Origin of the sequence: Chitinophaga sp. YR573 (assembly GCF_900110995.1) — a bacterium.
GTDB lineage: Bacteria > Bacteroidota > Bacteroidia > Chitinophagales > Chitinophagaceae > Chitinophaga.
In genome coordinates this window covers 737,559-752,008 of record NZ_FOJF01000002.1, presented here as the reverse complement: position 1 = coordinate 752,008, position 14,450 = coordinate 737,559, and the positions used below count along the sequence as shown (strand labels likewise).

The 14,450-nt window shown below is 45.4% G+C and carries 8 protein-coding genes; 1 reads left to right on the top strand and 7 read right to left on the bottom strand.

Features of this window, described 5'->3' with window-relative positions:
- Window positions 1-2: 2 nt before the first annotated feature.
- The 3 genes from BMW86_RS22945 to BMW86_RS22935 form a co-directional block, all read right to left on the bottom strand.
- A complete protein-coding gene (locus BMW86_RS22945) occupies window positions 3-3,614 on the bottom strand; it encodes a response regulator (protein WP_089784276.1) in 3,612 nt (1,203 codons plus the stop codon).
- A 200-nt stretch (window positions 3,615-3,814) separates the two neighbouring features.
- Window positions 3,815-5,989, bottom strand: coding sequence for a transferrin receptor-like dimerization domain-containing protein (locus BMW86_RS22940; protein WP_089784275.1), 2,175 nt, complete (start codon window positions 5,987-5,989; stop codon window positions 3,815-3,817).
- A gap of 17 nt (window positions 5,990-6,006) precedes the next feature.
- Window positions 6,007-6,696, bottom strand: coding sequence for a basic secretory protein-like protein (locus BMW86_RS22935; protein WP_089784273.1), 690 nt, complete (start codon window positions 6,694-6,696; stop codon window positions 6,007-6,009).
- 425 nt (window positions 6,697-7,121) lie between these two features.
- Here BMW86_RS22935 and BMW86_RS22930 point away from each other — a divergent pair, with 425 nt between their 5' ends.
- On the top strand, window positions 7,122-7,727 hold the full coding sequence (locus BMW86_RS22930; RefSeq protein WP_089784271.1) for a porin family protein: 606 nt from the start codon (window positions 7,122-7,124) through the stop codon (window positions 7,725-7,727).
- Between the two features lie 356 nt (window positions 7,728-8,083).
- Here BMW86_RS22930 and BMW86_RS22925 read toward each other — a convergent pair whose 3' ends face one another.
- Genes BMW86_RS22925 through BMW86_RS22910 form a run of 4 tightly spaced genes read right to left on the bottom strand, consistent with a single transcriptional unit; the run spans window position 8,084 to window position 14,373 of the window.
- Window positions 8,084-10,420 carry a glycoside hydrolase family 127 protein gene (locus BMW86_RS22925; protein WP_089784270.1) on the bottom strand — a complete coding sequence of 779 codons (2,337 nt, stop codon included), beginning with the start codon at window positions 10,418-10,420 and terminating at the stop codon, window positions 8,084-8,086.
- A gap of 4 nt (window positions 10,421-10,424) precedes the next feature.
- A complete protein-coding gene (locus BMW86_RS22920; protein ID WP_089784269.1) occupies window positions 10,425-12,110 on the bottom strand; it encodes a DUF885 family protein in 1,686 nt (561 codons plus the stop codon).
- A gap of 11 nt (window positions 12,111-12,121) precedes the next feature.
- Window positions 12,122-13,363 carry an NAD(P)/FAD-dependent oxidoreductase gene (locus BMW86_RS22915; RefSeq protein ID WP_089784268.1) on the bottom strand — a complete coding sequence of 414 codons (1,242 nt, stop codon included), beginning with the start codon at window positions 13,361-13,363 and terminating at the stop codon, window positions 12,122-12,124.
- Window positions 13,364-13,371: 8 nt separating this feature from the next.
- The gene (locus BMW86_RS22910; RefSeq protein ID WP_089784267.1) at window positions 13,372-14,373 is read right to left on the bottom strand and encodes a 4-hydroxyproline epimerase; all 1,002 of its coding nucleotides are present in this window, start codon (window positions 14,371-14,373) and stop codon (window positions 13,372-13,374) included.
- Between the last annotated feature and the right edge of the window lie 77 nt (window positions 14,374-14,450).

The following is a 14,450-nucleotide window of genomic DNA, read 5'->3' as shown; positions in this document are numbered from 1 at the left end:
TATTAAACCCTCGTATTATCATACAACCATACCCGCAATAAGGACACTAACTGGTCTATATCCACCGGTTTTGAAATGTAATCGGAAGCACCTGCCCTGATACATTTTTCCCTGTCGCCCAGCATCGTTTTTGCCGTTACTGCCAGAATAGGCAGGTTACGGAATTTTGATAACTGGCGGATCTGTTTAATAGTTTCATAACCGTCCATTTCAGGCATCATCATATCCATCAGCACAATATCCACTTTAGGATTATTTTCCAGCTGTAACATAGCTTCTTTACCATCCAGCGCAGAAAGAATGTTCATTTTATGCTGCTCCAGCGCTTTAGTAAGAGAGAATATGTTACGCACATCATCATCTGCAATCAATACTGTTTTATTCAGCAGTACTTCTTTCAATGCCCCCTGTTGTTTACGTAGTGGTTTCTCTCCTCCTTTCTCTTCTACCAGGTGCAGGAACAACGCTACCTCATCGAGCATACGCTGATAGGAATGTGCTGTTTTGATCACGATAGAATCCGCATACTGGCGGATACGGTTTTCTTCTGCACGGGACAGATTTTTACCCGTGAAAATGATGATAGGCAGATTTTCCAGACCCGGATTCCCTTTCACAGTTTCCAGTGTTTCATAAGCCTGTTCATCAGGTACTCCCATATCCAGGATCACACAGTTTACGTTCTCCTTTTTAAGGGCATTCACACTGCTGACAATACTCCCTGTGATCTCTGTATTTACATTGAAGTTTTCCAGGAAATAAGCCAGCGCCTGTGCATGTTTGGCATTTTCTTCCACGATAAGCACCTTCTTGGGATTGCGTGTGAGCGCATCTTCCAGGCGTTGGAAAACGAGCGGCATCTGTTCCAGCGCCAGTGGTTTATTGATAAAGTCTACCGCTCCTTTCTGCAAACTCTCCTTCCTGGCTTCCAGGGAAGAAACGATATGCACGGGTATATGCCTGGTAGCAGGATTCGATTTCAGCGCCTCCATTACCTTCCATCCATTCTGTACCGGCAGTACGATATCCAGCAGAATTGCCACCGGTTTGTAACGGTTGGCCATCTCTATACCATGATCTCCACGTACCGCTACAATACCTTTATATCCTCTTTTACGGGTAAAATCGAGCAGGATAGCCGCATAACTGGTATCATCCTCTACTATCAGGATCACCTTATCTTCCCCTGTTATATTGTTCCTGTCGTCCGGTATTTCTGCCGGTATTTCTTTAGCAGTAAAACGCAGTTCATCATTCTTAGCCTTCCTGGCTTCTATCCATACTTCTTCTGCCTGCTGCTGCGTAGCTACCTGGATAACAGCCGCTACCTCTGCCTGCGGACGCACCGGGATCGTCACGATGAACTCACTGCCATTCCCCGGCTCACTTTCCAGCCGGATCTCTCCACCCAGAAGTTTAGCCAGCTCCCGACTGATAGACAGTCCAAGACCCGTACCACCATATTTACGTCTGGTAGATCCGTCTGCCTGCTGGAATGCTTCAAAGATCACCTGTTGTTTATCTGCAGGAATACCGATACCGGTATCTCTTACGGCAAAACGAATGTAAGGCTGTCCGTTTTGTTCCAGGGAACTTACCTGTAAGATAACACTTCCTCTGGCCGTAAATTTAAGTGCATTGGAAAGCAGATTTTTAAGGATCTGTTCCAGACGCATCTTATCTGTTTCTATTAAAGCAGGTGCATCGGCCTGAATATTTACTCTGAGATCGAGGTTCTTTTCTCGGGCGATAGGTGCAAATAACGCTTCCATATCCGCACAAACTTCGTGTACAGGTACACCTGCCAGTTCCAGGTCCATCTTCCCGGATTCTATCTTGGAGAGATCAAGGATTTCATCTATCAGATTCAATAATCCCTTACCCGAACTCTGGATCACCTGTGCAGATTCTACCTGGTCCGGGATCAGGTTCTTCTCATTATTTTCTGAGAGCAGACGGCTTAATAACAGGATAGAGTTTAATGGGGTACGTAGTTCATGCGACATATTCGCCAAAAACTCCGATTTGTATTTGGTACTGATCTCCAGTTCTTCTGCTTTCTTTTGTATTTCAAGATTACGTTCTACAATCACCTGGTTCCTGTCTTCCAGCAAACGTGATCTTTCTTCCAGCTCCTGGTTGGCCTGTTGCAGTTCTTCCTGCTGTACACGTAACTCTTCTTCTGATGCCTGCAATTTAAAAGCCTGTGTTTCCAGCTCAGTATTGATATTTTCTAATTCGCCATGTTGTACCTGTAATTCTTCCGACTGTGCCTGTGTTTCTTCCAGTAATTCCTGTACACGGCGACGGTTTTCTGAGGTATTAATTGCTATCCCTACATTATGCGTAATCGCCTCCAGGAAAGTAAGGTCCCCGGGGGTATATTCAGTAAGGGATGCCAGCTCTATCACACCCTTTACATTCCCTTCATATATAACGGGAACGACTATAACAGACACCGGTTTTATTTCCCCGGCTGCATAACTGATGGAGATGTTTTCCGCTGCGATATCTTTCAGTAACATTGTTTTGGCACTCAATGCACATTGCCCTGCAAGCCCCTGCCCTAAAGGTATTTCAAGACGATTCCCCGTATTGCTGAATGCAAAACCACCACTCAGTTTTAAGATATGGTTCCCTTCATTGAGGTACAGTGCACCTACCTGACTATGGGTATATTCTGCCAGGAATTCTATGATATGAGCAGACATTACCTCTACCGTCTTCTCTCCCACCATCCTGTTATTCAACCCTGCAATACCTGCCTGTAACCATTCTTTTTCCGATAACAGATTAAATGAACGGTCCAGGGAAATAGCCATTTTATTCAGCGACAACGACAAACTACCCAGTCCATCACTTTCTTCATCATTTACCCGGATAGAATAATCACCGGCAGAGATCTTTTCTGCAATATTGCGGATGATATCTATACGGCGGGTGATATCACGGTCTTTTTCTTCCAGTGCCTCCTGTAGTTTGCTGCGTTCTTCAAAATCACGGTTCACCCGGGAGTAGAACACAGTAGTGATGAGCAGTGCCAGTAACGCTGCAATCACGATCAGCACAGGTGTATAACCCGAAATACTATTCAGCCGGGCAGTACGTTGCAGCAGCAGTGTACGCTCCCTTTCTTCCATCAACGTCACCAGCTTACGGGCGCTGTCCATTATCATCCGGCCACCCTGCAGACTGTCAAAACTAATGGGCTGTCCTGTACGACGGGAATCTATAGAATGCTGCAAATGTGCCTGCCGGCGATTGATCATGGCCCTCAGGTCTTTGAGAGAAGCCTGTTGAACAGGATTGTCCTGTGTTAAAAGTTGAAGATTATCAATAGTGGCCAATGAACTGTCAAAGGCACCTTTGTATGGATCGAGGAATGCTTCATCACCTGTCAGCAGATAGCCCCGCTGTCCTGTTTCAGCATCTTTCATCACCGATATGGCATTCTCCAGTTGCAAAATCACCTGGTTGGTATGATCCACCAAAAAAGCGGTTGCCATGAGGTTTTTGATACTAAAAAAGGAGGCTACTGAACTCACCACCAGTAAAAACAACGACAAACCAAACCCTATCAGCAGATTTCTCTTAAAAGTAGCTTTAACTTTCATCCATTCAATTGTTTAGTCGGCGTGTGCTTTAGAGATGTATATAAGTGAATGTGAACGTGAACATATCAGGTTTTTATTTTACAAACATCCTGTAAATATAAACCCCCTGCTTCATATTGCCAAGAGCAATGAGAAGCAGGGGGAATCAGTTTGATTTATTCTGATCAAAAAAATCAGAAGAGGTTTTGCAGGGCACCCAATTATTTCGCAGCAGCCAGATAAACCGCCAGGCGATTGATAGCCTCAGCTACAATCCCTATTTGCGTTTGCGCCTCTTTCCAGTTGCGCTGTTCAATTGCTTCTCTCACACCGGGAATCGTTTTCACACCATAACCCGTATAAAAGCCGGGGGCGTAAATAGTATGTTTATACCAGGAACGACGCGGTAATCCATCCTTAACGAGTAACTGCTGTTCAGCCTGATACAAAGCCTGGTTATTAACAGGCTGTTGCTGGGTAGCTTTATCGAGGGCAGACAAGGCATTTTGCAATGGAGAGAAATCAATGTAAGGCACTTCTTCTTCCAGGGCAGGCAGCTTCAGCTTTTCCTGTTTGTTTTCTGCCAGCGAATACTGTTGTGTAGTTAATAAGGTGTTATTGGTTTTGGTGCTCTCACGCATTTCTGCAGTGAGTGTCTGTAATTCATCTATATAAGTACTGATCGTCTTTTGCAGACTGCGATAATCAAAAGGTAAAGCGGGCGCATCTGCAAGGCGTAATACAGCCCTTCCAGCTGTTTGGGACAGTACGGCTCCATATACAAATCCGGGATCTTTAAACCGGGTATAATCATCATAAGAATCATAAATAGAATGATATTCTCCCCCTTCATCTTCTCCTCCAAAACCAAGATTCAATGAAGGGATTCCAAGATGTTGCAGGAAGGAAGAATAATCTGAACCGGAGCCTAACGCTTCCAGTTTCATGTCCTGCTGTTGCATGGCATCTTTTTTCCCTTTCGTACTGGTTGCGCTCACTGCACTCAATGCTCTTTTACGTTCAAACAGACTTGCATGTGTTTGCGGATCAATCACATCTTTCGCAATCTCTCCCATCATAGGTTCCAGGGCATGAGAGCCACCGGCGAAGAGGAAACCGCGTCCGTTGCTATCTGTATTTATATAAGCCACTGCTTTCTTCTGTAATTCATCGGCATGATCTTCTACCCATTCCGTAGAGCCTATCAACCCTGGTTCTTCCCCATCCCAGGCGCAATACACCAGTGTACGGGCGGGTTTGTAACCACCTTTCACCAGCTCACCGATTGCCTTTGCCTCTTCCAGTTCAGATGCCAGTCCGCTGATAGGATCATTAGCCCCATTCACCCATGCATCATGGTGATTCCCTCTGATGATCCATTGATCAGGGAACTGCGCTCCTTTGATTTCAGCGATCACATCGTAGGCAGGACGTAGTTGCCAGTCGAACGATACTTCCAGGTGTACCTTTCCTGTACCCGGACCAACATGATACGTTATAGCCAGACCACCTCTCCATGCAGCAGGAGCTACCGGGCCTGTAAGGGCTGCCAGTAAAGGCTGTGCATCGTGGTAACTGATAGGCAGCACCGGTATTTTTAAGAGGTTGGCAGCTTCGGACCTTTCCAGACGTTTGGCGTTCTGCGTAGCACCGGTACCGGGAGTAAGCGGATCTCCGGGATAGATGACCATATCCATGATAGAGCCACGTTGCACACCGTATTCATTTTTATAGGCGCCCTGCGGGTATACATCTCCCTGCACATAACCATCCTGAGCAGGATCAGAATAAATAATGCAACCAACAGCGCCATGTTCCTGGGCTACTTTAGGTTTGGTACCGCGCCAGGAATGTCCGTAGCGGGCAATCACGATTTTTCCTTTAACGTCTATCCCTGCACGTTCCAGCCATTCGTAATCTTCAGGCAGACCAAAGTTCACGTATACCAGTTCAGCAGTAACGTTGCCGTCTGCACTCCAGGCGTTATAGGTAGGCAGCTGGCCATCCTGGCCGGAAGTAGCATCTTCTTTTAAAGCAGGCTCCTTGAGTAAAGCCTTATAGGTAGTAGGACCAGTAAGTTCCAGTACCCTTGTTTTAGGGGTAGGGAACAGCACCTGGTAAGTAACCAGGTGTGTATCCCAACCATAACTTTTGAACTTTGCAAGTACGGATTCAGCCACAGCCTTACCACCGGAAGAGCCCAGGTGATGTGGTTTAGCCGACAGTTCACGGATGGTTTCTCCGATATGTGCACCACTGATCTGCTGATCAAAGCGGGTTTCCAGTTGTTGCTGGGTAACGGTAGCGTCACCTTTGAATCCGGCAATTGATTTTTGCTGCGCATTTGCGGCAGCACCACTAAAAAGTAACAGGCTGAGGATGTAACGTACTTGCATAAGTGTTTGTTTTTAAATTAGATAACCGGGTTGGCGGCATATTCCGTCCACAGCTCGTCCACGGTTTTTCCTGTCAGATCTTTCCAGATAGCAGGAGTATAAGTTCTGGTACGCATCGCAGCATCCAGTTTGTTTACCAGGTCTTTGCGTTTGTTCTTTTCTATCCATACCAGGAAACGGGCAGTAACACGGTATGCCTGTTTGTAGCTCTGTCCTTCTTTGAAGTCGGGCAGTGTCCAATGGGCTCCCGGATTGTCCACACCATATACAAAACGTACATAGTCCGCAATCCCTTCTGTTAACCATCCCGGGTCATAACCAGGGTAAGACTGCACTACGTGCATACCTTCATGGGTTACCACGTCTACGTCGTTCGGGTTCTTTTTGAACCATTCCGGGTTAAAGCGGATACGCGTGCCATAAGTAGCAGCAATACCGTCGTAAGTCGGGTCGATTTCAAAATACACAACTTTTACCGCGTTTTTGTTAAAACGTGCTACCTCTTTAGGGTAGATCTCGAAAAAGGTGTTAATGAGCCGGCGCCCTACTGTTGTGTCAAACGTAGCTGATTTGTTTTCATAAATCAGCGTAAAACCACCTTTTGTGATCGAATCCTTTTGCTGCGCTTTTGTGATTGCCGGCAGCAGGCAAACTGACAGGCATAGGCTTGCCATCATTCTTTTCAGACCTTGATTAGTGAGTACCATTGATGCGTGGGTGTTTGTTTTTAAAAAACAATTAAAATTCAGGTACAATATTAATAATTTACCTCATTAGAGAGTTAACCTTTCACAATGCTATCTTACCATTTAAGAACTAAATGAAGGGGTTGGGGTTTCCGGGATAGTTATCTTGTCGCAAAAGTGGAAAAAAATTTATGGCAGGATGACATATACAAATAAAGATATAATACGCCGGTTCGGAGATAATTATGGTCAATTCATCCCATTAAGGGTACCCCTATTAAACCCCGGGAGGTAAAGTTTATCTAATGAGAAAATCAAACTTTAATCGCATATTAATTATGATCTATTGCGAATTACGTATGTTTGCCCGCGAAATATTTTAGCCTGCATTACACGGGTTCATTCGTAATTTTCAATTGATCATTGTAATAGTTTAAATAGTATCTATGAAAAAAAGATTGTTACTGGCCGGAGTTTTATTAGTGTTCCTTGGATCTGCTGCGAGTGCGCAGGGTTTCCATTATGGATTGAAAGCGAGCTTAATGTTCTCTACTATCCAGGGCGATGGTCTGAAATCTTCTTATCCTCCTGGTTTCCAGGGTGGCGCGTTTGCTGAATGGGATTTTTCTAAAAAATGGGGTATTCAGCCGGAAATATTATTTACACAGGCTGGCACCAGGAAAACGGACGATTTTCAGTCCAGGTATTATGTAAGTGAAGGTAATACAAGCTCTTCCAGCAACAAAGCTAAACTCAGTTATGTAACCATTCCCCTCTTATTCCGTTACAGCCCTATCAAGGACCTGACGTTTAACCTGGGAGCACAGTACAGTTACCTGTTCTTTGCTAACGAGGATTTCCTGAAGTATAACAAGGATGCATTCAAAAAAACCGATATCGGAGCAGTTGCCGGTGTACAGGTGAATGTAGCGAATGTTAGATTCTTTGGCCGTTATGTATTGGGTCTAAACAATGTGAACGATATCACTACTCCACAGCATACCTGGAAATCTCAGCAGATCATCTTAGGTATAGGTGTTGCATTCAAATAGTCAATAACTCCGTCAGGAGTGATATATAATTAGTTACAAAAAAGGACTCCTTTCAGGAGTCCTTTTTTGCTGGATAACATATGCCTGTTTAAGACGGGAAAACAGGGTGTTATAAGCTATTGATATTCAATTCTCCCAGGGGTATAAGCCCTATATAAGCCCACTATAAGTCCACTATGACCTGTATACAAGCTCACCTTATTTAGAGTGGGCTTATATAGGGCTTAAAATCCTGTTATTCCGGGGATAATCTACTTTTAGCCTGCTTATAGATAGTTGTTATCTATGAAGCAGACGCTAAAAAGGCTCCTTACGGAGCCTTTAGTTTGTAGAAAATATGTTTAAACAGGTAAATCCTATTCTTTCATCATTCTGATAGTACCATACACAGGACCTGCACTATTATGCGGGGCTCCTTTCATGGTAATAGTTACCTGTTTCTTGTCCTTAGTCAGTTCTGCCGGAATAGGATATACCAATTCATAGAACTTACTCTCTTTATACTTATTCAGATCCTCTGTAGCGACTTTAACACCATCTACCAGTATATCAAACTTACGGTAGCGGTTATCCATCCCCCAGTAAGTACAAAGCAGGCTGTTGACAGCGGCAGGATCTGTTTTCATTGTGAAAGACAAATACCCGTCCTCTTCTGCTACTCTCCATTTACGGTTATGATCTTCTCCCGTATTGGTTTTATCTCCTGTAAAATTATGATCTCTTTCCGGCTGCATCTCTCCTACACGTAACATATCCACTGTACTGGCCTCTATCTGCTGCTGTCTTTTCTTGTCAGCTGCATATTTCTCCTGCTGGGCAGCCCAGCCTTCCGGACTGAATGCATCCCAGTAAACGCTATAATATTCTTTCTGTACAGCATTGAAAGGGATGAGTGTAATGTCGTTTGGCTGGCCAACCTGACTGGTATGAAATACCATCTGATTATCATCTTTCTTTATCCAGTTCGCTGCATTTTTATCTGCTGATACCAGCACCGGAATACCTTCGGGTTCTTTATCTCCCACTACGCCTGCCAGTATGGTAGGACCGTAGAAGAAAGCAATCCTTCCGGGGTTATCCGGCATCGCTTCGGAATAAATACTTTTAGGCAACGTAAAGGCCACCTTATCCCCGTTACTCCATTTACGGTTAATACTGATGTAGCCATCTGCTGCCGGTGTCAGGGGCTGTTCCTTCCCATTTACGGTCAGCAACATACCACTTTGTACCCAACGGGGTTTACGGATGCGTAAAGGGAAAGTAGCTGCCGTTTTTATATTTACAGTCAGCTCTACTTTATCTCCTTCTGCACTTTGTTCTATGATTGCATTCTTCTGATGCCATTGCAGGCGGGAAGGGATGAACAGGTTTACATACAAACTACCATCTGCTCCTTCAAAATAAATACTCTCTCCGTATTTCACATGATTCTCCATACCGGAACCTACACAACAGGTGAACGTATTAAACGAATCACTGAACTCCTTGCGTGTACCCATACGCAGTGGTACAAAGTAACACATCATACCATTCTGGTGGTTCTGGGAAGCCAGGATATGATTGTATAAAGCACGTTCGTAGAAGTCCATTAAATGTGCATCAGGATGTAATTCAAACAAATGCCGGGTGAGTTTCAGCATATTGTAGGTATTACAGGTTTCCATCGTATTCTCCGTCAGGTAGTCGTTCAGTTTGTCTGGTGCACCGAGATATTCATAGTTACTGTTCCCACCCGGAGCATAAGAATGATGTGCGGTAACCGTATTCCAGAAGAACCCTGCAATTACACTGTCTTTCTTTTTACCGGTGAGTTCGTAGCGGCGGATACAGCCGATAACTTTAGGTATCTGTGTGTTGGAGTGTTTACCGGGTAATACATCCAACTGTGCGGCCAGGGAATCCAGGATGCGGGCATCATGGAATTTATAAGAGAGATCGAGGTATTTTTTCTCTGCGGTGATCGCATACGTATTTACCAGCACTTCATTCATACCACCATATTCGCAGAGCAGCATTTTCTGCACCAGGGAATCCGGCAGATGATTGATAGTCTTGCTTGTCCAGTCGGCCATTTTCTTCTCTATCGCCAGCGCTTCTTTATTATCACAATACAGATAGGCATCCAGTAATCCGGCCATTATTTTATGTACCGTATACCAGGGCGACCATCCACCATTCAGATCAAATCCGCGGGAGCGGATCTTACCTGCTGCTACCTGAGACCATACGGAATCTTCTCCGGGAATAGCGCCAACATAGCCCGTTTTACGGCTTACCTGGCATTCACCCAACTCTTTTACAATGTAGTTGACCTTGTCCAGGAAACGTTTATCACCTGTAGCCGCATATTGCAGGGCGCAGGCAGATAAGTAATGCCCAAGGGTATGACCTGCCAGTCCGGATGACTCCCAGCCCCCGTAGCGGGCACCTTTGGCCTTCAGTCCTGAATGTTCGCGGAAGTCTGCCAGTAACCTGTCTGGCTCTATCAGCAGCAGATAACGGGAGTCCGCTTCCATCGCGGTTTTAAAAGGGCCATCAGCAATCGTTACATCCTGCGGGTTAAAGGTGTAAGCGTAGAGAGGCACCGTAGTGGCTACCTTCATCTTAGGGTTAACTCTGCCCGGGGCATAAGACTGCGAGAATAAGGGCGCGTGCGCAGCCAGTACAGCTGCGAAAAGCAATAGTTTTTTCATGTCGTTACAATTTGTAGAAGCGCCAGGTGGTTTTGAAATCTTTCGCAATAGGCTTATCCGTTAGTATAGACCGGATCATTTCCACCGGCAGCATGTTTTCATGTAATATTGCATCATGGTACTGCTGATAAGTCATCTTACCGCTATCCACCAGTTCTCTTTTTAATGCCATGAACTGTAAGCCACCAATCATATAAGCTACCTGGTACAGCGGGCTATAGCCACCTACAAAGGAACGGCGTACTTCACCGATCGCATTGGCACGCTCATGCCCTACCCTGTCTACCAGGAAGTCTATACACTGTTGCGGTGTCCATTTACCCAGGTGATAATTCAGTGAGAAGATGATACGTGCGCAGCGGTGCATCCTCCAGAATAACATACCGATGCGGTCTTCGGGCGACTGTGGGAATTTCTTATCCCATAACAGCATTTCCCAGTACAGCGCCCATCCTTCTATCCAGAAAGGTGTTTCGAAATGACGGTAAGTTTTGTAACGGTTGGTCATAAACTCCTGTAAGGCATGCCCTGCCAGCAGTTCATGGTGAACAGTCGCTCTGGAGAAGTGAGGATTATTTCCTCTCATGCTCATCAGCTTATCCGCTTCTTCCATATCATTGGTAGGATAGGAAATACTGAATTCCTCTCCACCGGTAAAGAATGGGTTCACCAGCTGTCTTTCCGGCGTCATCATAATCATACGCCAGGTTTCTTCTGCCAGTGGTGGCAGTGTTACCAGCTTATTCTCTTTAAGGAAACTCACCGATTCATTATACAGCTTCATCATGGCTTCCGGCTGATCTCCGGCAGGCACATAGCTGTTCTTCACTTTCTCCATCGCCTTGTGCCAGTCTTTTCCAAAGCCCATCTCCTCAGATGCTTTCAGCATTTCAGCATCACAGAAAGCAAATTCTTTATTGGCAATGTCTATCAGTTCTTCTGGTGAGTAAGGGATCATTTCCAGCTGTAACTGTCTGATCAGTTCATCACGACCAATAGGATGACCTACAATACCGCTACCATCATCCTTACTGCCTGGTGCGGTTTTGATTTTTTGTATCCATACTGCTTCATAACTTTTCAGTGCGCTGTCCAGTTGTTTATATGGAGCAGGTGCCCACCAGGTATATAAAGGATCATAGCCGTTGTAAAAAGTATGTACGCTGTGCAATGCTTCAGACAAGCCTTTTGCAATAGCAGCGCCTCTGCGTAAGAGATGAATATTCAGTTCACCCGTAGCAGTCAGTTGTTTTGATTTCTCCTGTAAAGACAACGCCATTTCGCGGAAGGTAGCCGCTAATGCCTGTGCATCCTGTTTCTCCCCTCTCCTTCTTTCTTTCTCTGAAAGATATATTTTATCTGATAAGGGAAACCAGGGAGCCAACTGATTATACTCTGTTGTTTCTTCATCCAGTACACGGAGTTGTTCCTGTAAATCTCTTCTTAGTAAGACATAGTCTACTCTTGCTCCGGCGTCTAATCCTTCGAAGTTTACTGCGGATAACTGTTGCAGATAATCTTTGTTGAATGTTTTTAAACGTTCTCTGCGTTCCGGAGAAACATCTATAGTATAAAACCTGTTCAGGCTTCCTTTATCGGCCTCGTAATGTATCAGCAGGTCTGTCATCTGCTGGGCGCTTGCCTGTCCTAAAATCATCATAAACAACAACTGTAAAAGCCTTCTTTTCATTGCAGGTATTTTTAGTCAAATCTTTCTACATGGAAAGGTTTGATATCCATTGACGGTTGTATTTTTTGCACGAGCTCACTTACCAGTTTGCCAGTACCGGCGCCTAAGCTGATTCCCAGCATAGAATGCCCTGTAGCAATCGTTACATTCGGGTAACGCTGCATATTACCGATATGCGGTAATCCATCGGCACTGCATGGACGGTAACCATACCATACATTCTCTGGTGCCGGCAAAGGAATATCGTAAGCCGGGAAATAACGTTTCACTGATTCGAGGATACCCTGCACCCGCTGCATACGTGGCGGGGTATTTACAGAAGTGATCTCCATAGTACCACCAAAGCGGATCTTGTTACCATTCATAGGAGAAATCGCTACGCGCGCTTCACTGAGGATAACAGAATGTCTTACTTTATAAGGAGAATTTTCCAGTGTAACAGAGTAACCACGTCCTCCCACCATAGGGATATTCAGTTGCAGCAATTTAGCCAGTTCCCCGCTCCATACACCACCAGCTACTACTACATGATCTGTATCTATTACCTGCGTATTTGTTTTTATCCCTTTGACTTTATTCCCTTCCGTCACAAAGCCAGTCACTTCCTGGCTGGTCTCAAATTTTACGCCCTGCGATTTTAAATACACCAGCAGGTTATTCATCAACTGATTTGGGTATAGCTGTGCATCACCAGGGAAATAGATAGCGCCTAATGCATTAATAGGGGTATCCGGCTCCATCTGTGCCAGCGTAGCTTTATCTATCAGCCGGGCATCTATTCCCAGTGCTTTCGACTCTTTGATAGTATCTTCTGCATGATGTGCATTAGCTTCTGTGTTGAACAGTTCCAGCATCCCCTGTGGATCATAGGAGAAATCCAGCACTTTGGTCCATTCCTCATAGAGTTGTTTACTCAGCAGGGAAATATCTCTCAATGGCACGGCGGAGCGTTCCACATGCGCTTTGGTAGCGCTTTTTACAAACTTCAATCCCCAGCTGATAAGGGAGCGGTTAAGGCTTGGCTGTACATAAAACGGACTTTTAGCATTGAGCATCCATTTAAGGCCCTGTTTAACAATACCGGGAGTAGCCAGCGGTACAAAATGACTGGGGCAGATATACCCTGCATTCCCGTAGGAACAGCCATCTTTCAGTTCAGACCTGTCTACTACTGTTACGTGATATCCTGCCTGCCAGAGGTAAAGGGCGCTGCTAAGGCCAATGATACCTCCTCCAATAATTACTACTTTCATATGTTCGTTTAAATCACCTGTAATCCGTATGCATAAGGATCGTCTTCGGGATCGATCGTAATTGTGTTATAACCGTATATCCTGGCCCATCCTTCTATACCCGGGCGGATCGCCGGTTGTCCGGTAACGCTGGTTTCTTCTTCAATGGTACCAATGAATTTTGAACCGATAATGCTTTCATGAATGAAGGCGTCCCCTTTTTTGAGTTTCCCTTTGGCATACCATTGCGCCATACGGGCAGAGGTACCTGTACCACAGGGAGAACGGTCTATCGCTTTATCGCCATAGAACACGGCGTTACGGGCGGTAGACGTAGGGTCCATCACGGCGCCCGTCCAGAGGACATGTGAGCAGCCGTTTATATGAGGATTGTCCGGGTGTACGAAAGTGTATTTTTCATTGATGCGTTTCCTGATCTCTCTGGCCCAGGTAATCAGCTGTGAGGCAGAGAAATGTTCCAGTCCGGGGAAGTTTTCCTGTACATCGATAATAGCATAATAGTTACCGCCGTAGGAAACGTCTAAAGTAAGCGGCCCCAGGTCCGGGCAGTCTATTACCAGGTCTGTAGCTGCCAGGTAAGCAGGTACGTTGGTGAGTTTCACGCTTTTCACCTTATTGCCTTCCTGTGTATAGTCGATGAGTACCAGTCCGGCAGGCGCTTCCATCCTTACCTTTCCCGGTATTTTAGGAGTGATCAGTCCTTCTTCTATGGCGATGGTGATGGTACCGATAGTACCATGACCGCACATCGGCAAACAGCCGCTGGTTTCAATAAATAACACGGCCACATCATTAGCCGGGTCGTGAGGCGGATACAGGATACTACCGCTCATCATATCATGGCCACGGGGTTCGAACATCAGTCCGGTCCGTATCCAGTCGTATTCTTTCAGGAAATGGTTCCTTTTCTCGCTCATGTTGGCACCCTGGAGTACCGGGCCACCGCCCGCCACTACTCTTACCGGATTACCGCAGGTGTGTGCATCTATACAAAAGAATGTCTTCTTCATTGAAATTGGTTGCTGTCTTCAAAAATACTTGTAAGGCCTGAATATAATAGTGCAGGTATTGATCAATGGTGTGCATA